Annotated in this window: 21 protein-coding genes; 14 read left to right on the top strand and 7 right to left on the bottom strand. The window is 54.9% G+C overall.

The features are described 5' to 3' along the window. Positions 1 to 54: 54 nt before the first annotated feature. Positions 55 to 1,188, bottom strand: coding sequence for an anhydro-N-acetylmuramic acid kinase (locus ACQK2Q_RS00825; protein ID WP_425407861.1), 1,134 nt, complete (start codon positions 1,186 to 1,188; stop codon positions 55 to 57). Positions 1,189 to 1,353: 165 nt separating this feature from the next. On the opposite strand from ACQK2Q_RS00825, the gene tyrS reads away from it, so the two are divergent. Then, positions 1,354 to 2,598, top strand: coding sequence for a tyrosine--tRNA ligase (gene tyrS / locus ACQK2Q_RS00820; protein ID WP_425407860.1), 1,245 nt, complete (start codon positions 1,354 to 1,356; stop codon positions 2,596 to 2,598). 3 nt (positions 2,599 to 2,601) lie between these two features. Here the strand turns inward: tyrS and ACQK2Q_RS00815 are convergent, their stop codons facing one another. Then, on the bottom strand, positions 2,602 to 5,994 hold the full coding sequence (locus ACQK2Q_RS00815; RefSeq protein WP_425407859.1) for an AsmA-like C-terminal domain-containing protein: 3,393 nt from the start codon (positions 5,992 to 5,994) through the stop codon (positions 2,602 to 2,604). 364 nt (positions 5,995 to 6,358) lie between these two features. Here ACQK2Q_RS00815 and bcp point away from each other — a divergent pair, with 364 nt between their 5' ends. The 4 genes from bcp to ACQK2Q_RS00795 all read left to right on the top strand — a co-directional run bounded on the left by bcp (position 6,359) and on the right by ACQK2Q_RS00795 (position 9,711). Then, entirely contained in the window at positions 6,359 to 6,832 is a 474-nt protein-coding gene (gene bcp, locus ACQK2Q_RS00810; protein WP_425407858.1) for a thioredoxin-dependent thiol peroxidase, read from the top strand. Further along, positions 6,829 to 7,641: a ferritin-like domain-containing protein gene (locus tag ACQK2Q_RS00805; protein ID WP_425407857.1), complete on the top strand. Its 813-nt coding sequence runs from the start codon at positions 6,829 to 6,831 to the stop codon at positions 7,639 to 7,641. Before bcp ends, ACQK2Q_RS00805 begins: the two co-directional genes overlap by 4 nt. A 161-nt stretch (positions 7,642 to 7,802) precedes the next feature. Then, positions 7,803 to 9,119 carry a peptidoglycan DD-metalloendopeptidase family protein gene (locus ACQK2Q_RS00800; protein ID WP_425407856.1) on the top strand — a complete coding sequence of 439 codons (1,317 nt, stop codon included), beginning with the start codon at positions 7,803 to 7,805 and terminating at the stop codon, positions 9,117 to 9,119. Between the two features lie 112 nt (positions 9,120 to 9,231). Further along, positions 9,232 to 9,711: a bactofilin family protein gene (locus ACQK2Q_RS00795; RefSeq protein ID WP_425407855.1), complete on the top strand. Its 480-nt coding sequence runs from the start codon at positions 9,232 to 9,234 to the stop codon at positions 9,709 to 9,711. A gap of 82 nt (positions 9,712 to 9,793) precedes the next feature. Here the strand turns inward: ACQK2Q_RS00795 and ACQK2Q_RS00790 are convergent, their stop codons facing one another. From ACQK2Q_RS00790 to ACQK2Q_RS00780, 3 genes are all read right to left on the bottom strand, one after another. Further along, positions 9,794 to 10,276 carry a hypothetical protein gene (locus tag ACQK2Q_RS00790; RefSeq protein ID WP_425407854.1) on the bottom strand — a complete coding sequence of 161 codons (483 nt, stop codon included), beginning with the start codon at positions 10,274 to 10,276 and terminating at the stop codon, positions 9,794 to 9,796. Positions 10,277 to 10,367: 91 nt separating this feature from the next. Further along, positions 10,368 to 10,736 carry a flagellar biosynthetic protein FliO gene (locus tag ACQK2Q_RS00785; protein ID WP_425407853.1) on the bottom strand — a complete coding sequence of 123 codons (369 nt, stop codon included), beginning with the start codon at positions 10,734 to 10,736 and terminating at the stop codon, positions 10,368 to 10,370. Between the two features lie 84 nt (positions 10,737 to 10,820). Then, positions 10,821 to 12,977, bottom strand: coding sequence for a glycosyltransferase (locus tag ACQK2Q_RS00780; protein ID WP_425407852.1), 2,157 nt, complete (start codon positions 12,975 to 12,977; stop codon positions 10,821 to 10,823). Positions 12,978 to 13,461: 484 nt separating this feature from the next. Between ACQK2Q_RS00780 and ACQK2Q_RS00775 the strand changes: the two genes are divergently transcribed. The 9 genes from ACQK2Q_RS00775 (at position 13,462) to ACQK2Q_RS00735 (ending at position 24,093) form a co-directional block, all read left to right on the top strand. Next, on the top strand, positions 13,462 to 14,286 hold the full coding sequence (locus ACQK2Q_RS00775) for an exopolysaccharide biosynthesis polyprenyl glycosylphosphotransferase (RefSeq protein ID WP_425407851.1): 825 nt from the start codon (positions 13,462 to 13,464) through the stop codon (positions 14,284 to 14,286). A gap of 201 nt (positions 14,287 to 14,487) precedes the next feature. Then, the gene (locus tag ACQK2Q_RS00770) at positions 14,488 to 15,126 is read left to right on the top strand and encodes an XrtA/PEP-CTERM system exopolysaccharide export protein (RefSeq protein ID WP_425407850.1); all 639 of its coding nucleotides are present in this window, start codon (positions 14,488 to 14,490) and stop codon (positions 15,124 to 15,126) included. A 37-nt stretch (positions 15,127 to 15,163) separates the two neighbouring features. Continuing rightward, complete coding sequence (locus ACQK2Q_RS00765) at positions 15,164 to 16,705, top strand: XrtA system polysaccharide chain length determinant (RefSeq protein ID WP_425407849.1); 1,542 nt, start codon at positions 15,164 to 15,166, stop codon at positions 16,703 to 16,705. Continuing rightward, a complete protein-coding gene (locus tag ACQK2Q_RS00760) occupies positions 16,702 to 17,634 on the top strand; it encodes a hypothetical protein (RefSeq protein ID WP_425407848.1) in 933 nt (310 codons plus the stop codon). The genes ACQK2Q_RS00765 and ACQK2Q_RS00760 overlap by 4 nt, the downstream gene beginning before the upstream one ends. Before the next feature lie 25 nt (positions 17,635 to 17,659). After that, positions 17,660 to 19,330: a hypothetical protein gene (locus ACQK2Q_RS00755; RefSeq protein WP_425407847.1), complete on the top strand. Its 1,671-nt coding sequence runs from the start codon at positions 17,660 to 17,662 to the stop codon at positions 19,328 to 19,330. A gap of 3 nt (positions 19,331 to 19,333) precedes the next feature. After that, positions 19,334 to 20,854, top strand: coding sequence for an XrtA/PEP-CTERM system-associated ATPase (locus tag ACQK2Q_RS00750; protein ID WP_425407846.1), 1,521 nt, complete (start codon positions 19,334 to 19,336; stop codon positions 20,852 to 20,854). 40 nt (positions 20,855 to 20,894) lie between these two features. Then, a complete protein-coding gene (locus tag ACQK2Q_RS00745) occupies positions 20,895 to 21,767 on the top strand; it encodes an XrtA system polysaccharide deacetylase (RefSeq protein WP_425407845.1) in 873 nt (290 codons plus the stop codon). Next, positions 21,764 to 22,837, top strand: coding sequence for a FemAB family XrtA/PEP-CTERM system-associated protein (locus tag ACQK2Q_RS00740; RefSeq protein ID WP_425407844.1), 1,074 nt, complete (start codon positions 21,764 to 21,766; stop codon positions 22,835 to 22,837). The genes ACQK2Q_RS00745 and ACQK2Q_RS00740 overlap by 4 nt, the downstream gene beginning before the upstream one ends. Further along, on the top strand, positions 22,834 to 24,093 hold the full coding sequence (locus ACQK2Q_RS00735) for a TIGR03087 family PEP-CTERM/XrtA system glycosyltransferase (protein WP_425407843.1): 1,260 nt from the start codon (positions 22,834 to 22,836) through the stop codon (positions 24,091 to 24,093). The genes ACQK2Q_RS00740 and ACQK2Q_RS00735 overlap by 4 nt, the downstream gene beginning before the upstream one ends. On the opposite strand, the gene ACQK2Q_RS00730 is transcribed toward ACQK2Q_RS00735, so the two are convergent. Together ACQK2Q_RS00730 and ACQK2Q_RS00725 are read right to left on the bottom strand one after the other, a co-directional pair. Continuing rightward, positions 24,030 to 25,019 carry a carbon-nitrogen hydrolase family protein gene (locus tag ACQK2Q_RS00730; protein ID WP_425407842.1) on the bottom strand — a complete coding sequence of 330 codons (990 nt, stop codon included), beginning with the start codon at positions 25,017 to 25,019 and terminating at the stop codon, positions 24,030 to 24,032. The genes ACQK2Q_RS00735 and ACQK2Q_RS00730 overlap by 64 nt on opposite strands. Positions 25,020 to 25,094: 75 nt before the next feature. Further along, complete coding sequence (locus ACQK2Q_RS00725) at positions 25,095 to 25,298, bottom strand: hypothetical protein (RefSeq protein WP_425407841.1); 204 nt, start codon at positions 25,296 to 25,298, stop codon at positions 25,095 to 25,097. Positions 25,299 to 25,308 lie beyond the last annotated feature (10 nt).

Raw genomic sequence — 25,308 nt, 5'->3', positions numbered from 1 at the left:
TGCCGGCTGATCAGATTTCAATATAGATGAAATCTGGATTGTCGCTATGGGGTACTAAACCGGGGCCCGGTGAAAAGTTCCCCCTTTCATTGGCGCGGGGGCCCGCGTCGTACTGGGATAGCTCAATGGCAGCTTTTTCAGGCTTCTGACAGCCAGATAGGCAAAGCATTCCGCTTCAAGATCGTCACCACGCCATCCCGCCTCTTCCGCTGTCACAACAGGCGCGTCCAGCATATCTTTCAGCGTCGCCATTATGGCGGGATTGCGGCGCCCGCCGCCGCAAACAATCCAGCCGCCCGGCGGTTCGGGTAAAAACTTCACCGAATCACGAATACACGCCGCCGTGAATGCTGTCAGCGTGGCGGCGCCGTCTTCCGGCGTCAGCTTCATGACATGTTCAAGTTTGAAATCATAACGATCCAGCGATTTTGGCGGCGGACGGCGCAGATACGGCGCCAGCAGCATCATTCGCAACGCTTCTTCATTTACCGTACCGGCGAGCGCCATGGCCCCGTCTTCATCCATAGCCTCGCCGGTTTTCAGTTCCATCCATTCGTCGATAAGACCATTGCCGGGTCCGCAATCATAAGCAATCAGATCAACGGCGCGGGCGTTTTCAGGCGCATAAGTCACATTGGATACGCCGCCGAGATTTATGACGCCTACCGCGCATTCCGGCGGCTCTGGCATCGCCGCCAGCAACGCGCGGTGGTAAACGGGCGCAAACGGCGCGCCCTCGCCGCCGGCCGCTATGTCGGCCGCACGAAAATCGCTGACAACATCGATACGCGTCTCATCCGCAAGAACGCGTCCGTCGCCGATCTGCCATGTGCGGCCGGCCACGGCGGCGTCCCGTGACGGACGGTGCAGGATTGTCTGGCCGTGAAGCCCGATCACATCGATATCTTTTCTTGTCAGCTTTTCGTGCTCAAGCAGGCGCTCGACAGCCAGAACATGGGCAAGCGTCACCTCGCCGGCGGCTTTGCCGATTTCCGCCGCCCCGTCACGGCCTTCAAGGGCCGCCTTGATCGCGCGGCGGACCCAGATTTTGAGATCGCGGCTATAGGGAACATGCATCGCGGGACCGGCCTGGACGACGTTTTCGCCATCTGTCTTAAGGATCGCGGCGTCGATACCGTCAAGGGATGTGCCGCTCATAAGGCCGATGGCGGTGAGGGTGTCGGACATGGTTCTATCCGTGTGTTTTATGCGCGCTGGCGTAGTTGTTAATATTGCCGAGACTCGCAGCGAATACTCAAGTCCGCGTTAACCGGACAGGTCAACTTTTCGCCGCGTTGGAAAAAAACACGTCTCATGCTACGGGGCGAATTCATTCCGCATCAGAGATAACGCATGGCCAAGTATAAATCAGAATTTCTGAACGTGCTCGACGAGCGCGGTTTCATCGCACAGGGCGCCAATATTGAAGGCCTGGACGAAAAGGCGGCGTCAGGCGTTGTCACAGGCTATATCGGCTTTGACGCCACGGCGAAATCGCTACATGCGGGCAGTCTGATCCAGATCATGATGCTGTACTGGATGCAGCAGACCGGTCACCGGCCGATTGCCCTCATGGGGGGCGGCACGACCAAGGTCGGCGACCCGTCGGGAAAGGACGAGCAACGCAAGCTCCTCACCGACGCGGATATCGATGAAAATATCGCCGGCATCAAAGGCGTGTTTGAGAAATTTCTGAGTTTTGGAGACGGCTCTTCAGACGCCTTGATGGTCAACAATGACGAATGGCTCTCGAGGCTCGGTTATGTAGAGTTTCTGCGCGATTACGGCGTTCACTTCACCATCAACCGTATGCTGACTTTCGACAGCGTCAAACTCCGCCTGGACCGGGAAAGTCCGATGACGTTTCTCGAATTCAACTATATGCTGATGCAGGCGTATGACTTCCATGAGCTTTTGAACCGGCACGGCTGCACGCTTCAGCTTGGCGGCGCCGATCAATGGGGCAATATCGTGAATGGCGTTGAACTATGCCGCCGCAAGGATGGCCGTGAGGTATACGGACTAACAACGGCGCTTCTGACAACTGCCTCCGGCAAGAAAATGGGGAAGACAGAATCGGGCGCGGTCTGGCTGAATGCAGACATGTTTTCTCCATATGACTATTGGCAATATTGGCGAAATGTTGAGGACGCCGATGTTGCAACCCTTCTGGCGCGATTTACGACGCTGCCTATGGATGAGGTGCGCCGGCTCGCCAGCCTGGAAGGAGCGGAGGTTAATGAGGCGAAAAAAATTCTCGCTAATGAAGCAACGACGCTTCTTCATGGGGCGGAGGCCGCGAATAGCGCCGCCGGGACTGCGCAAAAAACATTTGAACAGGGCGGACTGGGCGGCGATCTGCCGACAGTGGACATTTCCGCCGCAGATTTCGAGACCGCGCACATCGTCGACCAGTTTGTCGCGGCAAAACTTTGCGCATCAAAAGGCGAAGCCCGACGCCACATAAAAGCCGGCGCCCTCAAACTGAATGACGAACCTGTTCGCGAAGAGAGACCTTTCAGCGAAGACGACATACGCGACGGCGCCGTCAAACTTTCCATCGGTAAGAAAAAACACGCGATACTGCGAGTGAACTGACCTCTACTCGTCTTTTGAAACTGAAGGCTCGACTTCGGTAGACGGATCCGCCTCTTCCAGGGGCGGCGCAGGCGGCTGCATAAGTCTGCGGAATATGCCAGGCGTCAATGCTGACAGCGGATTGACAACAACCTGAGGATTGGCGATGTCGCCGCCCACCGTATAAGAGAATGCCACAATGCCTTCTCCTTTTTTACCCACCAACAGATCGCCAATGATCGGCGCGTTGCCGAGAACGGAATTCAACTGGTAAAGCGGGGCGACAGCGCCGCTCAAACGCGCCTGGCCGGACTGACCGAAGCTCAACGCACCATCGGTCGTAATCCCGACTGATGACCCTGTCGCTTGCATATCGTCAATTTCAAGAACGCCGTCGGCATATTCAAAACCGCCCGCCGCATAATCGAATTCGATACCTTCGCCGCTGACGAGATTTGCAAGTCCGTCCAGCGAGCCCGCAGAAAGAATGCGCGCGAGCAATGGCGCGTTTACTACCTGCAACTTTCTCGCCTCAAGCTCACCGGAAAAACCGTTTGCGCCGTTTTCATTATCGATCATCAGACGCAATACGCCCTGACCGTCCTTGACGGATCGGACGCCAAATACGCCCGACAACAGATTGCCGAGCGCGCTTGATTGCGCCTCTATCGATCGCTGGGGACCGTCCGGCGCGCCGGTTAATGACATGGCGGCCTGCAACGGCGTTCCATTTTTGTCGAAAGCCGTAAAATCAAGCGCTCGAAGATTGTCGGCATTGCGCCGCAGATCGAGTGCGCCGTCCAGATATTCTACGCCATTGCGGGCTGTGATCCGATCAATACGCGCATTCAACGCAACACCAGCGCCCCAAATCGAGGTTTCATTTTCGTTGTCGCCGGAGCCGGTGAGCACCTGTTCAATCAACGGTCCGGCGTTCAGGAATGGCCCCACAACGGTAAATCCCAGAACGCCGGAAGGATCGCGCTCTGCATGAACAGTCAGGTCTGCAGCGCCAGACAGTGACAACCGGTCAATGCTTGCAGTTTGAAGGACGCCTTTGTTGTTAAATGATAGGCGACCGTCAATCTGGGCATTGTCTTCCGCATCAAAATTCAACACATCCACAAGAACGCCGTCATCGGTAAACCGCATTTTGAGATTTCCATGCGCGGGCGCGCCAGCGGGTTTGCGCCAATCCAGCATTTCAATCGACATCACAGCTTCAGTGAAGTCTGTTTCAACATTCAACGTTTCAAACGCGCCAAGCTCGCCCAATGCATTTGCTTTGAAGTAAACATCCCCATTACGCACGAACCGCCGCATGGATGCGCCAAAAAGATCGCTGGTCGTGGAAGCAAGTTTTCCTGTGATTTCAATTTCCGACGGCCCGTCTTCGCGATAGAAATTTTGCATCCACTTCACGTTGATCGGCGCGTCAGCCAATAACGCATCGGCTGTCACCGTCAGCGAACGGGTTTTCAGTTCGACCTTGCCGTTGGCGTCGCTGAATTGAAATTCACCGGGAAGTTGTGAAATGTCCATCGACTCAAATCTGGCAATACCGGAATAACCGTATTCCTGGATGGCGACTTCCCGTTTGTTTGGCCGCATGATTTCAACTTGCGCGGTAGCGTCGCCCGAAAACTGCGCCGGCGAGAGATTAAGTTTTGAAAGAAGCGACAACGGGTCTTCATCAAGCACAGCAAGGATTGCCTCAGCATTCCCTTCAGCGGTGAAGCGGTAATATGTCGGCCGCCATTTTGGCATGAACTCCGGGAATGAAACTTCCCCATCCGTGATGACGATATCGCCAACCTGCGCGCGTTTAACATTTAAGCTGAAACTGTTGCCCCGCAACACACCAGAGCCTGCGCCTGCGCGAAGCGGCGTCATCTGGGGCACATAAAAAGCAGTTACGTCGCGCGCATCGAAGGTGAGTTCCATCGCCTCATCCGGCAATCCGCCATTTTCCCCTACAGCGCCCGGCGTCAAATTCATCATGAAGTTAAGGTTGTCGATATGCGCTGCGGCAAGACGGCTCTCAATCCAGTCTCGGGCGCCGTTCGCCACATTTTTTGTCGGCCAAATGCTCAACAGGCTTTCAGGCGTCAAGGCACCCTCGAAGGACAAGTTTGCATAAACGCCGGGCGACGGCGCATCCTCGCCGTTCGCTGCGCGCGGCGCTTCAAAGATCAGCGATCCACTCGCCTGCAATCCTGCGAACGCCGCCGCCAAATTGTCAAAATTCAGCCGGCGTTCACGGATATTATAATTCCCAACAAATGCGTTGCGCTCAAAAACCAGATCGTTTTCAAACCATTCCGGCGCTCTGACTTCGATTTCCTCAGCATCAAGATCAAATGAAATCACGCTCGGTTTTCTGATGTCCTCGCCAAATGAAATCGCAACCGCTCCATTGAGAGCGCCCCGCGCGCCCTCCACATCGAAATTCAACCGTTCGATGGAAAACCTGTTGCGTGTTGGATCAAACGAAGTCGCCCATGAAATGGTCGAAATAGTTTGATTTATATTGCCCAGCTGCAAATCCCCGGCGCCAATTTCCGCCTCAAACCTGGAAGAAAGCACGTCGCCATCGGGCGTAAAAGAAATCCTGGCTTCCCCTGAAACGGGCGCATCGACAATCGACGCCCGGTCGCCATAAAAGGTTCGCAACAAATCGCCGATGGGAAAATTTTCGCCTTTTATGTCGACATCAACAATATCGCTGCTTCTCAAATACACAGCATCTGCGTTCAAACTTGCAGTAGCGCCGTCCATGTCCAGAACGCCAGACGCGTGCGCTATAATGTCTTCGTTGTTTTTTTCTACAGCGACTTTCGCGTTCTGCGTCGACCACGACCGACCGGACACTGCGTCGTGAAAAATAATTTCCGTATTATCCATCCGCGCCGTTTCGAATGCGCTTTTTAAAAAGCGAGAGTCAAAAAAGGCGGACAACACCGGCAGAGAGGCGCCTGCCTTGTCGGCGGCTGCGATTGGAATTTCGACATTGAGATTTTCTCGTCTTACAATTCGAAATCTCGCGCTGTCCGCAATTGCTGTTCTGGGACCGATTTCTCCTCGCAGAAGATCCTGAAAAGCGAATGTTAGATAAACATCGGGTGCGGCGGCGGCGATTTCCCCATCAGCATCACGAATTGTTAAACGGCTGAGCCGAATCGATAATTCGCCATCTTGCTGTCTACGCTGAATATTTATGGATTGGATATCGGCGTCGTAGCCTTCAGGCAGCTGGTTTTCTATGGCGCCCTCTACGCTGGGCGCGAACAAATCAAGCGACGCGGGCCCCTGTCCGGTTCGCCAGTATAAATAGAAAATAGATGCAGCGGCTATCGCGATCACGAGGGCAACGACCTCGATGAAGACCACGGCCGTTTTGACAGCCTTTTTTTTCATGCAGCCGCAAACCCCTGCGAACCAATCACTAACCGCCCGTTAGCGCCACCCCCTCCGGGAGCCTGATCGCTAATCATGTCAGCCGCCTTGAACCGGATGAATGACGTTCTTCAAGGGAAACCGACGTTCTAACGAGACTCATTATTTAAAAAATTGAACCCGCAGGTGTATCGGCTTGGCTATCGAACGTCGTGGTCCTTGTTTTTTCAAAGGCGCGGCTGTCTGATGTGTCAGGCTCCTGGCGCTGCAACCTTTCATCGGTATAGGGCTTGAGCGCGCGCCGCAAGACGCAGCGCCAAAGATTTCCACACTGGAGATTTTGGCGATCATGGATATGGTGCGGCGCAGACCAAAGTTAGGGAGAATGATGGCGAAAGTAATCAAGGAAGGCGCAAAAGCGCCGGCTTTCTCGCTGTTCCTCGATAACGGCGAGCAAGTGAAGTCAAAGGACCTGCTTGGCCAAAAAATTGTGCTATATTTCTATCCCAAAGACGACACGCCTGGCTGCACCAAACAAGCCATCGCGTTTACCGGTGACGCCGCCAAATTTAAAAGGGCCGGCGCACGCATTATTGGCGTTTCGCGCGATACGCTCGCAAAGCATCAAAAATTCAAGGATAAGCACAGCCTCAAAATCGACCTCGGCGCCGATGAGGACGGCAAAGTCACGGAAAAATTTGGCGTTTGGGTCGAAAAGAAGATGTATGGGCGAAAATATATGGGAATTGAGCGATCTACATTTCTGATCGATGAAAAGGGCGTGATCCGCAAAATATGGCGAAAAGTGAAAGTACCCGGACACGTAGAAGACGTTCTCGCGGAAACGAAAGCCATTTGATCTTGCCGCCAGCGCCAACTTTGCTTAGCGCCGCCAGCGCCGCTCTCCGCGCCAGCTCACCCGATGATAAAATTGCGAAAGCCGCAGCTGCAGAGCGGCTTTTGCGCCTGAAGACGCCTTTGGGAGAGAACGCTGTTTCGCCGCCGCAGCGACCGGGCCGGCCGTCGCAGCCAGTGCTTTCGCCTCCTGCGGACGTCCCTAAACGGCGCCTCGGTTCACCTGAAGGCCGGGCGGCGCTGTTGCACGCCATCGCCCATATTGAATTCAACGCGATCAACCTCGCTTTTGACATGGCGGTGCGGTTTTCCCGTCAAATTGGCGATTTTACGCTCGATATAGAGGCTTTCGGGTCGGATTGGGTGCGAATCGGCGCTGAAGAAGCGCGTCATTTCTCAATGATCCAGCAGCGTCTGAAAGAATTGGGCAGTTATTACGGCGCTCTCCCGGCGCATAACGGCCTCTGGGAGGCGGCGGAGGATACGCGCCATGATGTGCTCGCAAGACTAGCCATTGCGCCGCTTGTTTTGGAAGCGAGAGGACTGGACGTCACGCCGCAAATGATTGAGAAACTGGACGCCGCCGGCGATAGACGAAGCTCAGCGATCCTGCAGACGATCTATGATGAAGAAATCGGCCACGTAGCCTGTGGAAAACATTGGTTTGATTCGATTTGCGCGCGTATCGGCCGCGATCCCAAAGAAGCTTTTCACGATCTTCGCGGAAAATATTTTAAAGGCCAGATCAAGCCGCCCTTTAACCATAACGCCCGAAGCCAGGCTGGCATGAACCGTGCTTTCTATGAGTTGTAAGGGGAACCGGAGCGGCGTTCGGCGCCGATTAGTCTCGAATATGTTAAAAAATACCGTTACAGCATCACATAAAGGTTGCGCATTCTTAAGTTTTGCGCTGCTATAGTGGCAGGGGTGGCATCGTAGCGTTGTGTAAACGCGTGCAAGGGGCGTTCGTATAAATGGGCCGTCGTTCCGGCAAATTCAGGCGCGTACTCAGCCGTATCTTCAAGGAACGGCAGATTTATCATCGAAGCGACGGCGTCGTGCATTTTATCTCGATGTCGTCAAAAACGCAGATCGCGTTAGCCGTCATCGTTGGCGCGGCGCTGCTCTGGGTCGCTTATTCTTCGGTGAATGTCGTCTTTAAAGAGCAGATTATCGTCGCCAAGGAGCGCGACAGCCGAATCATGGAGACAACGTACTCCAAGCGGCTGCACGACGCGCAGCGCGCCTATGACGATGTCAGCGAGCTGAACCAGATTATCAAGCAGAATTTCGACGAGACCATGGCTGACATCTCAGCCAGGCATCAATTGCTGCAGAACATGGTCGAGCGCAAAGCAACCATCGATCAGGGTCTGGACGCGCTCGCCACAGGTCTTGCCGAGGCAGGAGGCCCAAGCGGCCAGCGTACGTCTAACAGCAACCGCGTGATGGTCGACGTCGTGCCTGGCGAGGCTACGCCGCGCCAGTCTCGTCTTTCGACGGCCCGCAAGCAGGCTGTCGAGCAGATGGAGCGCAATAACGCCGCCGCACCGCAAAACGGCGCCGCATCGGACGCCATCAAGTCCATGAACAAGGCGGCGGCGGACCTTTATACGGAACAGATGCTGTTGCTGGCGTCGCTGGAAGAAAAGGCCGAAGCGCAACGGGATCACCTGACCAACGTCATGGCCAGCGCAGGCATTTCCGTTGAATCTGTGGTGACCCCAGCCAAGATTACCAATACCGTTCTGGCGCAAGGCGGCCCGTTCATAGATATCGCCGCAGGCGATGAAGCCGCCTCACAATTTTACCTGCATGTCAGCCGCGCCGCGAATGCGGTCGACGAGCTCGCCGCCCTGCAAAAGGCGATTCAAAACCTGCCGCTATCCTCCCCGCTGATCGTCGGGCGGCGGTTTACAAGCGGGTTTGGCATTCGCCGTGACCCTATCAACGGCAAATACTCACGCCACAACGGTATCGATTTCGCCGCCGCCTGGGCGTCGCCGATAACCGCGACAGGCGACGGGGTCGTGAAATACGCCGGCACACGCGCAGGTTTTGGCCGCATGGTTGAAATCAACCATGGTAACGGCTTCATTACCCGATATGCGCATATGAACCGCATAACGGTCAAAACGGGGCAAAAAGTAAAACTTCACGATAAAATCGGGGAATTGGGCAATAGCGGGCGCTCGACCGGTCCGCATGTTCATTACGAAATTCTGTTTAACGGGAAACCGCTCAACCCCCGCCGATTCATCGAGGCAGGTAGATATGTTTTCGAAAGCTAAACAGAACAAATCGCTTGATGCGAAAAAAGTGCAAAAAGGGTCTCTGGGCGACCCCTTGCCGCCGCAACAGTCAAGCATGCAGCAAAGTTCTTCAAGAAAGGGTTCAGGCGTCATGAAGTCTGCCGGCGTACCTTCTATTATCTCTTCCGACGTTGTCATGCGCGGCAACATCAACTCCGCTGGAGAAATTCAGCTCGACGGCACGCTGGAAGGCGACATCAAAGCGGGCTCACTGATCATTGGCGACAAGGCTTCCGTTAAAGGCGAAGTGATTTGCGAAACTGTGACTGTACGCGGCCGCGTGGAGGGCGGCATTCGTGCAAAATCTGTATCGCTCGCCTCATCAGCACATATACAAGGCGATATTCTGCATAGCTCGCTTTCCGTTGAAACCGGCGCGCATTTTGAAGGCAATTGCCGGCACTCAGACGATCCGCTTTCTGAAACCTCGGCGAGCGATTTCCGTAAATCGCGACCTTCGCCGCCAGCGCCGGCGCCGCGTCCTGTCGCAAGCTCGAATGATGATGACGAACGCGTTGCGGCGAATGAAACGCCGTCATTTTTGAATGCTGGTCGCTCTCCGCTGCGCTAGCGCCAAGCGTTATTAATTAAAAAAAGCCGCTCTTTTGCAAAAGGGCGGCTTTTTCATTGTCGGCTGAACAAATTATATCAGGTCAACGCCCGCGCATGCCGGAGAGGCCTGAAATGGTCGTTAAAAGCGCCGCGCCGGATGCCAGGTAAGCGCCCCATTGAACGCCGCCAAGCCCGACATTGCTGCCCATCATAAAGATCAGGAAAAATCCCATTGCAGCGAGGGACGCCAATCCCGCGAGAAGCGTGAAGACGCTCGTCACACGGCCGATCATCGGCAACAATCCCAACACGCCAATAAGCGCTGCGCCAATCGAAAACGAAGCCGCCCATGACATCATTTTACTGGGCATTTTCGATTCATTGATTTCCGCATCCGGCGCGCACCTTTCGCCAAATGGCAATTGCAGTTGCCGGATACAATCTATTGCGCCGCCGATAAATTTGTCGCCCGTCACTACGGCCTGCTCTTCTCTGCCGCTGACTGGATTGTCCACTTCATAAGCGTACATCGGCCCAAAAAACATTGCCGCAACAATCGCCAGCGGTAGTAAAATACGGATCATTTCGCTCCCCATGCTTGCCCTCATACCCTGAGCTAGGGAGTTTACCTTTTCTTAATGGACAAGCCAAGCTGGCCGGAAGCGCAAAGCCGATTCAGGCCGCTTTTTGTTTTATGGCGCGCAACTTTTCCGCGAATTCGCCTATGCCTGAGAAGGGATTTGATTGCGGCGCAGCACATTCTGTCTCCTGCGCCACGGCGCTTCCCGAAAGCTCTTTATCAATCAGGGTTTCGCCGGTTGGGCCGAGCAGTATCAAATATTCTTTATCGTCGCATTTGACGATCGCGAGACGCCGGCGCGCATCAATGGGTAACATTTCACGCATGGCGAGACGTCTTTTGCCGCCGGAGATTCCGGTCATTGACGCAAGTCCCGCTTTTTTCGCCGCCAACGCGCATAAACCGATCATTCCAAGAACGGCGGCAAAGCCAAAGACAAGACGAAGAATTTCCGACGCAAGCATAAGCGCTACCCGGCTGCATTTTCAGAATTTAAAATACCGGGTTTTTGCTTAACACGGTATTAACGCAATAATCCGGCGTGGCGCTTAAGGTTTATACAATTGCTGTAAGCCCTCCAAAGAACTTAGTTCTCCGCCTAGCTCGTCTTTAAACCAATAGAGATAACGCTCGGTGTTTTCCAGCAACTGATCAACGTGCTCTTTATTCGGAGCATATTCATTGCCGCCAGCGGTCAGGCTCGTGGAGTGCAGCGTATATGTCAGAACCGGCGCGCCTCCTTTTACAATTCTTTTTGTCAACGCTTTCATGTCGGCAAGCGCTGCGCCTTCCGGTGACAGGCGCATGGGGATAGTGTGCTTTTTGAAGTAGTGCGCGCGATGGACTGGAAAACCGGGCGTCTGTTTTTCTTGATTTAAAAACATACGCGTTCGCTTGATCGCCTTGGCGCCGCAAACCGGGGTTACATAGACACGGTGCTCACCGGTCTCAACGGCGAAGGGGCAATTCGACATCTGTGAAAAATCAGGCCCGCCTGTCTCAGAAAAGTCAAATGACGCACTGGGGCTGAAGTCGTATTCAATTCCGATTTGCGCCAGCAGCGGATAATCCTCCAAAGCGATGCCGTAGCGCCCTGCCCTATGCGAAACCGCAGTCTCGCCAAAAACATCCTGAAATGCCTGTGCAAGGGACTGCAACTTGTTTCGGTGCGCATTGGCCGGCAGATTTTTCTGGAAAGAATAAAATTCTCCATCGAACACGCCCGGCGGCGTCGCCCATTGATGCAAATGCAGGCCGCAATCCGCCATTTCCGTTTTTTTCAAACTCTGAAAATACCGGGCTATCTCATCATGCTTTAAAAGCGGCCATGTCAGGAAATAGAGCGGGCGAACGCCGTATTTCATGCATAAATTCTGAAATCGCTCAACCCCGGCGACCTCTCCCGGCGAATGATCGACGTTGTCGAATTTTCGCCAGTCAAAATGTTCTTCTGTATCGACAGTTAAAATCAATTTGGGCGAGGCGAGTTGTTTTGAAACTGCAACCGGTCTGATGTTCAGGCTAACTCGCGCTTCATTCTTTCGTTTCAGGTCATTAAAAATTGTCGCCATGCCGTCAACGGTTTCATCCCAGGAGTATTTTTCCGCATACGCCCTTACCGCGCGTCTGCCTGGGTGGTTTTTTGACAGCGACTGTACCGCTTCAGCGATATTTTCCGGCGATCTGTTGTCGGCGAGGCGCCCTAATTCCGGCGACGTGATGATTTCGCGATTACCCCAGACATCTGTAGCGACACACGGCGCGCCGCAGGCCATCGCCTCCAATAAAACATTTGGCCAGCCTTCACGCGAAGAAGCGAGCACCAGAATATCGGCGGCGCTGTAGATTTCGGGCAATTCCTCGTGCGGCGCCTGTCCTAGAAACTTTACACGATCGAAAACGCCGATCTCGCGCGCCAGCGATTGCAGCGCCGCGCGCGCCGGCCCTTCGCCCACTATCATAAGAGTAGCGCCCGGTAATTCCGGCAACGCCTTAATGACGAGATCGTGCCCTTTGCGTTCTATTAGATGGCCGACGCTTGCCAGAACGAGGCCTTCAAGACCGAGCGCGCGCCGTGCGGTCTGGCGGTCCGTTTCATGGAAAAGCTCCAGATCGACGCCGTTGCGCAAGACAGTGATTTTTGCGCTCGGCGCGCCAATGTTGACAAGGGCGTCCTTCAATGCGGCGGCGACGGTAATGACAGCGTCAGCTTGGATAGCGGCATTTACAATGGCGCGGCGCGGGCCCGGAAATTCCGGTATGAGATTCACATCTGTCCCGCGCGCCGTAATCGCCAGCGGTTTTTGAAACTCGCGCGCAATTTGCGCCGCTGCGACGCCGTCAGGATAAAAATAATGCGCGTCTATGAAATCAAAGTCCCATCCGCTTTCGTTCAGATGTCGGACGGTTTTGCGCAAACATCGCATTAGGGACGCCGATCCAAAGCGCATGGCCGTTTTTGGTGGAACTAGATATCGCGGATGCAAAACTTCCACATCGCCGCGCTGTTCACGCGCCGGTACGCGCGCCCAATCAGCGTATGCGCCGAATGCTCGGTGGCGAAACGGAAACCACGGAACCGGGGCAACGACTTTAATTTCGGCGTTATATTTTTTTCGGTACGCCTCCAGCCTGTTAGCGACAAATACGCCGTGCGCCGGCATTGCGGCGTTTGGAAACAGCGTTGAAAAAAGAAGAATACGCATGGATCAGGCGAAACCGGTCTGACGAAAGGGTAACAAACCCCGCTGCTTCAAAATGATACGCTGCATTGGTTAATAATATCCGGTTCGCATACTCGCTAGCCGGCGCCGCCTTAACGAATCCTTGAACTCTTGGCTTCTAACTACAGCCATCGCATTCGGGAACACGCGCAAGTGAGCACCGCCGTCGACACCGCCGCCAGCAATCGATCCTCTGCAAACGAACGGGCGTCTGCGCTGACGTGCGTCGCAGTCTGGTTTGCAACTGCTGGGGGATTTTGGTTCGCATTGCTCAACTTATTTGTTTTCTGAACCCTAATCGTGATCGTTTTTTCGAATTTTTTCCGTCCAAAACCCTGTATGGCCCAATTTAAACCTTAACATTTTGTTAGGCATGTAATATGCGGGAACAGGTTCGCATTGTCGCATTTCGGGACAGTTAGAACTGAAGGGATTTTTGATCCCTTGCATATTGTGGGGCTGGGGGATGTACGCTCTATACGTTTTTGCGGTCGCGTTTGCAGCCTTATGCGCAGCCGCAACATCGCGACTTTTATTAACGCCCGTTCAAAAGCGCATTGGCGATACCGCATTATTGCGCGACGCTGAGCCCGCGTGTGCGGACACACGCGCAGCGCCGGCGATCGTTCGCCCGGACGGTGCGGTAAACACAGAAACATTCGACGGCGCAGAATTCGAAGCCGCGGCTGCATTGATGAATGCGCGGCAAACGGCTGTATTAAAAAGATTTTTTGATATTCTTTTCAGCCTGGCGCTGATCCTTTTTCTGGCGCCGCTCCTCGCCCTCACGGCAATCGCCATCAAACTCGATAGCGCCGGTCCGATACTCTACCGCCAGCGCCGGGTCGGGTTCGGCGGCAAGGAATTCGAGGTCTTTAAGTTCCGTTCCATGATTACGGACGCCGAGGCGAACGGCCCGCAATACGCCGCCTTGAAGGATGCGCGGATAACCCGCACAGGACGCATCATCCGCAAATACAGAATCGATGAAATTCCACAGGCTATTAACGTGTTGCGCGGCGAAATGAGTTTCGTCGGACCGCGGCCGGAGCGGCCTGAATTCGTTCGCGAACTGGAGCAGGAAATCCCGCTTTATCACTGCCGCCACCTCATCAAGCCCGGAATCACCGGCTGGGCGCAGGTAAAATACGAATATGCGGCCTCTGTCGAAGGCGCGAGAACGAAATTGCGTTATGATCTGTATTATATGCGCCATTTTTCCCCGCTGCTGGATATCGTCATCGTTTTGATGACGGTCAGGGTCGCGCTGTTCGGGCTCGGCAGCCGCTAGTTAGCTATTATTTGCTCCGGTTAATCGCAGAATCACTGGAAGAATGCCGCTTTTCCATACGGCCTGCGCGCTTTAAATCTGGTTAATCGAACGTTGTTCAGGCATGGCAAAGAAATTGCGTTACCTTTAGAGTAGAGCGGCCTTTCTAGCGCAGATGCGCCAGCCTGAAGCTAAAACTGAACGCCACAGGGGTTAATAACCATGACGAAGACAATAAAATTGATGCAAACTGCGATTTTCGCCCTTTTCGGTCTGTCGCTCGCCGCCTGCTCTACACTGGGCGGTGATAATCTCGCGGCCGCGCCTAACTCCGCTTCCGGCGCCGCTACCGCTGCGCCCGATTACCTGATCGGTCCGCTCGACCAGCTTGAGATTTTCGTCTGGCGCGCGGCTGAACTTTCCACAAACGTCACCGTTCGTCCGGACGGACGGATCTCAACGCCGCTGGTTGAAGACATGGTGGCGTCTGGAAAAACCCCGTCACAACTGGCGAACGATCTCGAAGCATCGCTGCGCGAATATGTAAAGTCGCCGGAAGTGACAGTGATCGTCAGCGACTTTTCATCGACTTTCGACCAGCAAGTGCGCGTCCTTGGCGAAGCGCAAACCCCGACGGCTCTTCCCTACCAGGCGGGCATGACAACGCTCGATGTGATGGTCGCTGTCGGCGGGCTCACTGATTTTGCTGCAGGCAACCGGGCCGTCCTGATCCGTGGCCAGGGCGAAGACAGACAGTCTTACCGGCTGAAACTCGACGACCTGCTGCGCAAAGGCAACATCGCGGCGAACGTGCCTGTGCTTCCTGGCGACGTCATTCTGATCCCGGAAAGCGCGTTTTAACGAAACGCATCGCACCGGGTATTTGAGGGGTATGAGTTTGTTCAAGTTTTCTGATCTGCCTCCGCCGGTCCTTCGCGGGCTGAACGGATTATGGCGACGGCGCTGGGTCATTATCGCCGTCGCCTGGATCTGTGCGCTACTTGGCTGGCTCGCCATATGGATGATCCCGGACAAGTACGAGTCTCGCGCGCATGTGTTTGTGCAGACGGAAACCATTCTTGAGCCGGTCTTAAACGGCTTTACAGCACGTCCGGATTATTCGCGACGCGTGGAAGTGATGCGCCTGCAACTCCTGACGCGGCCGAATGTCGAACAGATTATTGACCGCGCCGGCCTCGCCGACACGATCGAGGCAAAAACCGCCATGGAACGGCGGGTCAAGATGGAAGGCATGGTCGAGTGGGTCGCCGGACAAATTCAGATTGAAAGTCCGCGGGAGATGTATTTCATCATCTCTTACAAGAACAGCGACCCAGAGATCGCCCAGGCCGTTGTGGACGCCGTTCTAAACATGCTGATCGAACAGGATCTCGGCGCCAGCCTGACCGAAAGCGAAGCGGCGAGACGGCGGCTCGATCTGCAGGTGGAAGAATATGAAGAAAAACTCGCCGCGAACGAGCGCGCAGTCGCGGTATTTCGCGGCGAGCACGCAGCGGAGCTTACAAATATACAGGGCACGGTCCGCCAGCGCGAATTGAAAGAGAATGAACTGACTCGGGTCAGCGACGAATTGGAACGCACCAAGGGCCGGGTTTTGACGCTGCAGAATTTGATCTCGGCGACGCCCCGGCGCACATCCGGCGGCGAATTGGAGCGCCTGAAGGTCGAGCTTGCTTCCTTACGCTCACAGTATGAGGAAAATCACCCGGACATACGCGGTGTCCTTGCGCGCATCGAGGAACTCGAAAATGATAATTCGCAACTTGCGTCCAACCCCGATTATGTGCGTCTGCAGTCGGAATTGAGCGTTGCACGCGAGTCAATCAGTGGCCTTGAAACGCGCGAACAGCGTCTGAAGGAAGAGCTTGATTCCCTCGATTTCGCTTCTGCACAGGCGCCGGCTGTGGAAGCTGAACTGCGCCAAATCGTGCGCGAATATGAGCAGACGCAAAAAACATATGAAGAGCTGCTTTCCCGGCGCGACCGCCTTGATCTCACGCGCAATCTCGGCGCAGCCGGACGCGGTGTTGAATACCAGGTGTTTGAATGGCCGACGGTGGCGCTGGCGCCCAGCGATCCCCCGCGCTTGCTGCTGATCCTTGGCGTTCTGGTCATCGCCGGCGGCGTCGGCGGCGCGGTGGCGCTCGGACTTTCATTGCTTGACAAAAGTTATACGCAAGCCAGCGAATTGCAGCACGCCTTCGGCCTTCCGGTGCTTGGCGCGCTCAGCGAAGTTTCGTCCGACGGCGTCATTGCAGACCGTCTTCGCGATCGATCGCGGCTTGTCGTGGCGGGTCTTGCGCTTTTCGCGGTCGCCGGTCTCTACGCCTATCTTTCTGTATTCCGTATCCCTTCTGGCGGCGCGGAACTCGGTCAAAAATCCGCACAATTTGCGTATGACGCGGAGGAACAATCATGAGCGTCGTTGAGAAAGCCGGTGCTTCAGTTCTGAAAACAAATTTCAGTAAGAAGTCCAAGAAAAAAAAAGATAAAGACAAGGCCAAAGAAAAGACTTCCGCGCCGGTCGCCGCACGCACGCCCGAAACGATCTCGCTGGACTTTGACCGGCTTTCTGAACGGGGCTTTTACGACCCGAAAGATCAATCCAGCCAATTGGCGCTTGAACTTCGGGCCGTCAAGCGCAGACTGTTACGTCGTCTCGGCTATCTACGCGCAAGCGGCGACCGGCAAGCGTTCAGAACGCCGGGCAAGCAGCGCAATCTGATTTTGGTGACATCGACCCGCGCTGGCGAAGGCAAAACATTTACCGCCACAAATTTGGCGCTCAGCCTCGCTCTGGAAGACAATATTGAAACCATGTTGATTGACGCAGATTTCGCCCGGCCGAAAGTGCGCGAACGGCTGGGACTGCCGCCAGCGGCAGGGCTTGCGGATTGCATGATCGATAAGGCTTGCGATATCGACGATATTGGCTGGCGGACGAGCGATGCGCCGCTCCACATTATACCCGAAGGCGCGCGCGTAGAACGGCCGATGGATTTATTCGCTCGCGCGGAAACGCAGCGTCTGTTGACCGATATCGGAATGTCGAACGCTGACCGGCTGGCGATCATTGATGCGCCGCCGGTGCTCGCGACGACGGAAGCGGTCGTGCTCGCAAAATTCGTCGATGAGATCATTTTCGTGGTGGAAGCCAATTCCACGCCGGAATCCGCCGTTGCAGCGGCGATAGACGAGTTAATCGATGTTAACCCGAATGTATCTATTATGCTGAATCGGTGTCAGATTGGCGCCGGCGGCGCTCATTACGGGTCATATGAGTATTATGAGCGTGCTGATGCGGCGACGGAAACACCGAACCCGGACAATGCTTCGAACAAGGAATAAACCCATGGGGCAAGCGACGAACAAAATGAAAATGACATCAGGCCTGCGCAATGCGTTGCTTGCCGGCGCCGCGATAAGCGTGACGGCGGGCGCGGCCATCGCGCAGGTGACATCGCCGAATGCGCCGCTGAAATTGACAACGGATTATTTCGGGTATGCCGCCGGTGTTTCCGTTCGCGCATCTTATTCCGACAATATCGCACTGCGGCGCGGGCCGCTTGAAGACGATGAATATATCCTGTCGACATTTCTGACCGGCGGGGCGATTTATTCCTCGCCGCGGGTCACCGCGATTGTTCTCGGCGATCTCGATTTCTCCTATCTTTTTGACCAGAGCGACCTCGCCATTAATCAGAACATCGGCGCGACAAGCACATTCACCGGCGTTGACAACTGGTTGTATTTTGACTTGTCCGGCTCGACATCCCGCCAGTTGATCGGCGACAATGCGCGTTTTTCCGGCAATATCAACGCTGCGCGCGGGCAGCGCGCCGACGTGCACGCCTATTCCGCGAGCCCATACGTTTTCCATCAGTTTGCCGATCAGTCCTCAACTGAACTGCGATATCGCTTTTCCCAGGTCTTCGTAGATCAGGAAACATCGCCGCTGGCTTTTCTGACCGGCAATTCCAATAACGACTCCACAACTCATGAAGTACTCGCCCAGTACGATACCGGCCGGGCTTTCAATCGTTTGAACTTGCGCTTTACCGCTTTCGGCAGCGACACAACCGAGGATGGTTTCAGCGGTATTCCCGATTTCGAATATCGCCAGGGCATGGCTTCTGTTGAAGGGCGGTTTTATCTGACAGATAGTTTCGCCATTTCCGGCGCCGGGGGCTATGATGACGTCAATACGTCCGGTTCGGCCTCCCTGTTTTTCAATGATGATGTTCTTTCCGGCGGCTTCTGGCGCGCCGGTTTTACCGCCCAGCCGGGCCCGCGTTCTTTCGTGCGTCTTGAATACGGAAAGCGTTACGGCGATGATTTCATAGACGCGCAAGCGCGCTACGCTCTTTCCGAGCGTTTTGTTTTTAACGCCGGCGCCAGCCGGACATTCCGCACCCGGGCGCAATCCGTATCCTCCCAATTTCGCGCCACACAGCGCCAGACGCTGGAGTTTGCCGACAGGCTTCGCGAGGGGGCGGAGCTATCTGCGCGCGGCGTTATTGAATCGGCGAACTGGTACGCGAACAGTCTGAATTTCGGTCGCGCCCAGACAACAGGCGTCGCTGTTACGGATTCGGCGTACGCGTCGCTTGCAGGCCGGTTCAATCGCACTGATTTGTCGATCAATGGTTACTACTCAGACGATAATTTCGGTTATCGTCAGATCGAAACCATCGGCGGCGGCTTTGACCTGCGCCGGCAGCTGTCTCGCCGCTTGACCGGTTACGGCTCCATCGCTTATCGCCGCGCGGACACGGCCTTTGACCCCGCCACCTGCGAAGCCAATCCGCAGTTTTTCGGGTTTGACACGACTGACCCGCTTTTTAACGCCATGACAGATTGCGCAAACCTGGCCCTGCAAAACGGCATCACAAACACCGTTATCGGCAAGGTGGGCGCGTCTTATGCGCTTTACGAAAATGTTTCCGCCTTTGCGGAAGTGTCTCACACCGAACGTTTCGCGCCGAACTCGCTGCTTGAATATAACGAGAACACAGCGCTTGTGGGAGTAACGCTGGATTTTTAAGTCATGTATGAAGAGTATTTCCGGCTTTCCGACGCGCCTTTCCGATTAAATCCGGACCCGCGCTTCTTTTACGGCAGCCGCAGCCACAATAAAGCCATGGCGTATCTCCATTACGGCCTGAAGCAGGCCGAGGGATTTATCGTGATTACGGGGCCTGTCGGCGCCGGCAAGTCCATGATCATCGGTCACCTGCTGGACCAGCTCAATGCGTCCAATGTTGTCGCGGCGAATTTACTGACGTCCAATATCAAGCCGCAAGATCTGTTGAGCCAGATCCTTTCCGCGTTCCGTATAGAACCGGAAACGAAAGGCCGCACAGGCGAGATCGAAGCCTTTGAAGATTATCTCTTCGACCAGCTGAACCGCGGACGCCGGGTGCTGCTGATTATCGACGAGGCGCAAAACCTGCCCTTCAATACGCTCGAAGAATTGCGGATGCTGTCAAACATAGACTACGAAGGGACGCCGTTGTTCCAGGTGTTCCTGGTTGGCCAGCCGGAATTTCGCGCAACCATGGAATCCGACCGGCTCGAGCAACTGCGCCAGCGCGTGATTGCATCCTATCACCTGGAAAACCTAACCGAAGAAGAAACCCGCGATTACATCCTTCATCGTTTATGTATCGCAGGATGGGAGGATGATCCCGCGTTTTCGGATGAGGCGTATAAGAGCATCTATGAAGAAACCGAAGGATTGCCGCGGCGGATCAATACGCTTTGCAATCGAATATTGCTTTATTGTTCCCTTGAAGAGCAACATGAGGTTACACGCGCGGTCGTCAAAATCGTTTGCGACGAACTGAAAGAAGAAAAGCTGGCGGCAAAAAGGGCTGCAGACCCGGCGCCGAAGCCTGTAAAGGTCGATGAACAGGAGCCGGCTGAAGCGCCGGATTTATCAAAAACCGATAATACTTCTCAGGAAAACGAAGATAATGAGGATACTCAACCCGTTGAGCCTGAAAGCGTTGTAGAAGCCCAGCAACCAAAACCTATACCCCCCGCACCCGCCGACAATGTCGTTGTGTCTATCGACAGCGCCAGAGAACAGGGCGAAAAACCAATGGAAAAGGTTTCCTTGAAGGAGGACCCGTCCGATGAGCTATCGACGTCAAAACCCGACCCGCAGACCGGACAACAAGTCATGACCTCGGCCATGAGCGTACTGGACAGGCTGCGCGCAAAAAAAGCGTCCGCCCAAAGCGATGATCGTCAGGATGCGACGCTAAACGAAGTGGCGTCTGCGATCGCTGCTGCTGTCGATAAAACACATCAAAGCACAGACGAAGCTAAAGCTTCCGCTGAAACGAAAGCCGGCGGCGAAACCCTGCCGGATTGGCGGCAGGGTTTAATGAAATCTGTCGATGAAACGCGTGAAGAGCTTAAAGAGGCGAACGCCAATATCGTGCATCTGAAGAACGCCGCTTCCGGGCGAAAGAAAAACAGCGACGAACGGCGTCAAAAAATTTCAGACGGTCTGGCTCGGGCGGAGGCGCTATTGGAAGAAGTCCGCGCCGCGCAGGAATAGCCTTTCAATTTAACGTTTATCGGCGGCAATACCTGTGGCCATGTCAAAAACATCACCGGACCTGGAAAACGAAAACCGTTTCGCAATGTCCGTGGATGTGGAAGATTATTTTCAGGTCTGGGCTTTTTCCGACATTGTGCAGCATAGCCAGTGGGATGATTTTTCACTGCGTGTAGGCGACACAACGCGGCGTTGTCTTGATCTGTTTGACGCGCATAATGCAAAAGCCACGTTCTTTACGCTGGGATGGGTGGCGGAACGCGATCCGGCGCTTGTTCAAGAGATTGTAAAACGCGGCCACGAACTGGCCAGCCATGGCTACAATCACACGAAAGTCGATCAGCAGACCAAATCGGAATTCCTGGCCGATGTGAAAAAAACGAAATCGTTGCTGGAAGATATTGGCGGCGTCGAGGTAAAAGGCTATCGCGCCGCAGGATTTTCCATCAGCGCTAATACGCCGTGGGCGCATGAAGCGCTTGCAGAGGCGGGGCACCTTTACTCGTCAAGCACGCACCCGATCGCCCATGATCATTATGGCGATAAGGGCGCTGACCGGAATATCTATTATCCTTTGCGCGATGCGCGATTTATCGAAGCGCCGGTGGCAACCGCTCAGATTGCGGGCAAACGCGTCAGCGCCGCGGGAGGCGGCTGGTTTCGCGCAGCGCCGCTGAATGTTTCAAAATATCTGTTGGCGCGCGCCGCGCGTACGCTCGATGGTCCTGTGATATTCTACTTTCACCCGTGGGAGATCGACCCGGACCAGCCGAGAATGCATCAGGCGAAACTGAAGTCAAAGCTGCGCCACTATTTGAACCTGAACCGCATGCAACAAAAACTCGCCGCTGTTCTTTCTATGCATCGCTGGTCGCGGCTTGATGACACTCTTGGCCTTGGAATAAAGCCGTGACGGCGCAGACCTTTCACCATAGCCGTTCGCAGCACGTGACCATTTCTTGCACAGACAAACCCCAAGGCGATGACTGGGATGAATATGTCAACGCACATGAGAACGGCTCGTTTTTTCATCTCAGCGGCTGGGGTGATGTTGCATGCGAAGCTTATGGATATGAACCTCTGTTTCTGACGGCCAAACGCGGCGGAATAATCGCCGGCTTGATGCTGCTGATTGACGTACGCACGCCCCTGCTTGGCCGATCGCTGGTGTCGACAGCCTTTACCGTCGGCGGCGGACCGCTCAGCGATGATCCGCTGGTCGCGAATGAACTGTTGGCGGCGGCGGCAGCTGAAGGCGCAGCGCGGAACGCCCGTTTTATCGAAAGCCGTTCCGGCGACACCAGCGCGGGATGGCTGGAAAAACCTGTGACGCACGCGAATTTTTCATTCGATCTCATAAATGATGAAAGCGAGGCGCTAACTGCGGTGCCGCGGAAAAGACGGGCGGAAATCCGCAAAGGACTGAAAGCGGCGGAAAGCGGCGACCTGACTATTCGCCATGACGGGGATGCTGATGTTTTTTACGCTCTTTATGCAAAATCATTACACGGATTGGGAACGCCTGTTTTCCCGAAAAAATTTCTGAATGCGGTCCTAAATGCATTTTCTGAGGAATTAGAAATTACAGTTGTGTCGCATCGCGGCGCGCCCATATGCGCCCTTCTTACATTTTATCATGGCCGGACAGCATTACCCTACTATGTGGGCGCCGGAGAAGACGCGCGTAATTTGCGCGCTTTTGATTTTCTGTATTGGTCTGTCATGCGGCGCGCCGCGGCCAAAGGTTGTTGTAAATTCGATTTTGGCCGCAGCAAAATAAACAGCGGCGCCTATAAATATAAAACGCTATGGGGAATCGAACCGGAACCGCTCATTTATCATGTTAAATTAATCGGGGATAAAAGCCTGCCTGATATTAGCGCAAGCAATCCGAAATTCTCGTTCTTCACCAAAACATGGAAACACTTGCCGCTGGCGGTCGCGAACCGGATGGGCCCTATATTGGCGCCGAATTTCCCATGAGCCGGCCGGAGATCCTTTTTTTATCTCACCGCATTCCTTATCCGCCGGACAAAGGCGACAAGATCCGGTCCTGGGCCTGGCTGAAGCACCTGACCTCCCAATATCGCGTGCATCTGGCGTGTTTCGTTGATGACCCGCAGGATTTTGCACATGAGAAATTCCTCTCATCTGTTTGCGAAACCGTGGCGCTGATCCCGCTCCGCCCGCGGCTTGCACGCGTTAAGTCATTGCTTGCGCTTGCAGGCGGCGCGCCAATGACATTTCATTATTTCGACGATCAGCGCATGCGCCGGACTATTTCAGCGGTTCGCGAGAGGCCCCTGGCTTTCGAATTTGCTTTTTCTTCGGCCATGGCGCCGTTTATTGAAACGCACGCTGCCGGACGAAAGCGAATTGTCGATTTTTGCGACGCCGATTCCGACAAATGGAGCCAATACGCCGCTTCGGCGTCATTCCCGCTAAAACTGTTATATGCGCGGGAAGGACGGCTGCTATCCAAGGCGGAAACGCGCATCGCCAACTGGGCGGACGCCGCTTTCGCTATATCCGAAGATGAAGCCGCCATTTTGAATTCCCGCCTTGAGGGACCACGTATAATTTGCGCCGTGCCGAACGGCGTTGATACTGACTATTTTCATCCCGATAAATTTATTCACGACGATGCGCCGCAGAACGATATTGTGTTTGTCGGGGCTATGGATTATCGCGCCAATATTGCCGGCGTTTTGAACTTCATAAAGGCTGTATGGCCTCATATACGCAGCGCAAAACCCGACGCGACGTTCGCCATAGTCGGTTCTAACCCGGTTTCCAGAATCCGCGCTCTTGACGGTAAAAACGGCGTGACAGTCACTGGCCGCGTAGTTGATGTGCGCCCCTGGCTGACCGGGGCCAAGGTTGTCGCGGCGCCGCTGGCGGTTGCGCGGGGCGTTCAAAACAAGGTGCTCGAAGCCATGGCAATAGGCAAACCGGTTGTGGCCAGCGCGGCGGCAATGACCGGCATTGATGCGCCGGAAAACGCGGCCGTAACCGTGCAACATTCTCCCGATATGGCGCAGACAATACTGGCGCTATTGGATGATGGAAAACGGCGTGACGCCATCGGTCGCGAGGGGCGTAAATTCGTCGTTGATAATTTCAGCTGGAAAGCCGCAACGGACAGGCTTGACGATACCCTCAATAATCTTCGCGTTCATTCTTCCTCGTCTCCGGCCCAGCCGGACGCATCTTCACCGCCGATTTCAGCCAGGCGCTGAACGCGGGCGCCGGCGGGCGTCATGTTGACAGAAAAATTAAAAACATCCGGACGCGAATAATGCCCCGCAATATCACAAGCGGCTTTCGCAGCGCGAACAACATCAAGGGAGCCTTCTGCTATTAATATTTCATCCCCCTCCCCGGCCTCCGCAATGATTTCGCCACGCGGGTCGATTATCGCCGATTTGCCGGGATGTTCCCAAACGCCCAGCGGACGCCACTTTTCAGGAATATGTTTTTCAAGACGCACGCCGGCTGCACAGATCACATAAGCGCCGGTCTGGCTTGCGAAGGCTCGCGACAACAAATGTTGGCGCGCCCAGCAATACTCGCCATCACGCGGCGCCTTTTCCCATCCGGGCCAGAGGGCCGCGTGAATTTGCGTCCCTTGCGCAGCCAGCGCATAGCCGGGCAGCATCATTTGATGCTCCCAGCAGTTGAGCGCGCTGATGCGGCCGAATTTTCGCTCAATAACGTTGAGGCCCGCCCCGTCGCCGTCGCCCCAGATAATGCGTTCTGCATGGGTGGGTTTCAATTTGCGATGGCGGTTTAGAACCCGCCCCTCACGCCCGATTGTCAGCGCGGTGCAATAAGCGGTGCCGTGTGTGTGCGGATCGCGTTCCGCAACGCCGATCACAACATCCAGCCTGGCGCCCGCCGCCGCCTCGCAGAGCGCTGCGACTTCAGGACCCTCCAAATCTATGGCGTTATCCAGAAAAACGGCGCTCGCTTCCCAGGTGAGGTCGAGAACTGGACCGTCAACCCAGAACGGATAGCCCGGCAGCCAGCATTCACCGAATGCGGCAATGTCGGCGCCCCGCCCCGCCGCTTCAGCAATGAGATCGCAAGCTTTGCTAGTAGAAGCCTCTTTGTCAAACAGGACCGGCGCGGCCTGAATCGCCGCCATTGTAAATTTTGATGACATTGCAATCGCCTGTATTTCTCACAGAAACACAGACTTTATCGCAGCGGGCTGAACAGCGCCAATCAAAAACAGGCGCTACCCTTTTTTGTTTTGTTCCTCGAGGACTTGCTGAATGTATGCATCGATATCGACGTCGCCGGTCACCCTACCTTCTATCCGCTCTCTTACTTTCGATGGCACAATGCTTGGATCAATAGGTCCTGCATTCATGACTGTGGCACGGATGAGCGCCCTGATAGCGTCTGCATCCTGCGGCGTCCATTTTTTTTCATCAGCCATAGCAGTCTCT

This window comes from Hyphococcus sp., from assembly GCF_965228385.1.
Lineage (GTDB): Bacteria > Pseudomonadota > Alphaproteobacteria > Caulobacterales > Parvularculaceae > Hyphococcus.
This window is presented reverse-complemented; position numbering and strand designations above follow the sequence as displayed.

Excerpts from the sequence above, each read along its gene's own strand:
- ACQK2Q_RS00825 (WP_425407861.1), bottom strand. The coding sequence starts at position 1,188 with ATGTCCGACACCCTCACCGCCATCGGCCTTATGAGCGGCACATCCCTT.
- ACQK2Q_RS00750 (WP_425407846.1), top strand. The coding sequence starts at position 19,334 with ATGTATGAAGAGTATTTCCGGCTTTCCGACGCGCCTTTCCGATTAAAT.
- ACQK2Q_RS00790 (WP_425407854.1), bottom strand. The coding sequence starts at position 10,276 with ATGATCCGTATTTTACTACCGCTGGCGATTGTTGCGGCAATGTTTTTT.
- bcp (WP_425407858.1), top strand. The coding sequence starts at position 6,359 with ATGATGGCGAAAGTAATCAAGGAAGGCGCAAAAGCGCCGGCTTTCTCG.
- ACQK2Q_RS00760 (WP_425407848.1), top strand. The coding sequence starts at position 16,702 with ATGAGCGTCGTTGAGAAAGCCGGTGCTTCAGTTCTGAAAACAAATTTC.
- ACQK2Q_RS00780 (WP_425407852.1), bottom strand. The coding sequence starts at position 12,977 with ATGCGTATTCTTCTTTTTTCAACGCTGTTTCCAAACGCCGCAATGCCG.
- ACQK2Q_RS00815 (WP_425407859.1), bottom strand. The coding sequence starts at position 5,994 with ATGAAAAAAAAGGCTGTCAAAACGGCCGTGGTCTTCATCGAGGTCGTT.
- ACQK2Q_RS00795 (WP_425407855.1), top strand. The coding sequence starts at position 9,232 with ATGAAGTCTGCCGGCGTACCTTCTATTATCTCTTCCGACGTTGTCATG.
- ACQK2Q_RS00800 (WP_425407856.1), top strand. The coding sequence starts at position 7,803 with ATGGGCCGTCGTTCCGGCAAATTCAGGCGCGTACTCAGCCGTATCTTC.
- ACQK2Q_RS00775 (WP_425407851.1), top strand. The coding sequence starts at position 13,462 with ATGTACGCTCTATACGTTTTTGCGGTCGCGTTTGCAGCCTTATGCGCA.
- ACQK2Q_RS00785 (WP_425407853.1), bottom strand. The coding sequence starts at position 10,736 with ATGCTTGCGTCGGAAATTCTTCGTCTTGTCTTTGGCTTTGCCGCCGTT.
- ACQK2Q_RS00735 (WP_425407843.1), top strand. The coding sequence starts at position 22,834 with ATGAGCCGGCCGGAGATCCTTTTTTTATCTCACCGCATTCCTTATCCG.
- ACQK2Q_RS00755 (WP_425407847.1), top strand. The coding sequence starts at position 17,660 with ATGAAAATGACATCAGGCCTGCGCAATGCGTTGCTTGCCGGCGCCGCG.
- ACQK2Q_RS00725 (WP_425407841.1), bottom strand. The coding sequence starts at position 25,298 with ATGGCTGATGAAAAAAAATGGACGCCGCAGGATGCAGACGCTATCAGG.
- tyrS (WP_425407860.1), top strand. The coding sequence starts at position 1,354 with ATGGCCAAGTATAAATCAGAATTTCTGAACGTGCTCGACGAGCGCGGT.
- ACQK2Q_RS00770 (WP_425407850.1), top strand. The coding sequence starts at position 14,488 with ATGACGAAGACAATAAAATTGATGCAAACTGCGATTTTCGCCCTTTTC.
- ACQK2Q_RS00730 (WP_425407842.1), bottom strand. The coding sequence starts at position 25,019 with ATGTCATCAAAATTTACAATGGCGGCGATTCAGGCCGCGCCGGTCCTG.
- ACQK2Q_RS00745 (WP_425407845.1), top strand. The coding sequence starts at position 20,895 with ATGTCAAAAACATCACCGGACCTGGAAAACGAAAACCGTTTCGCAATG.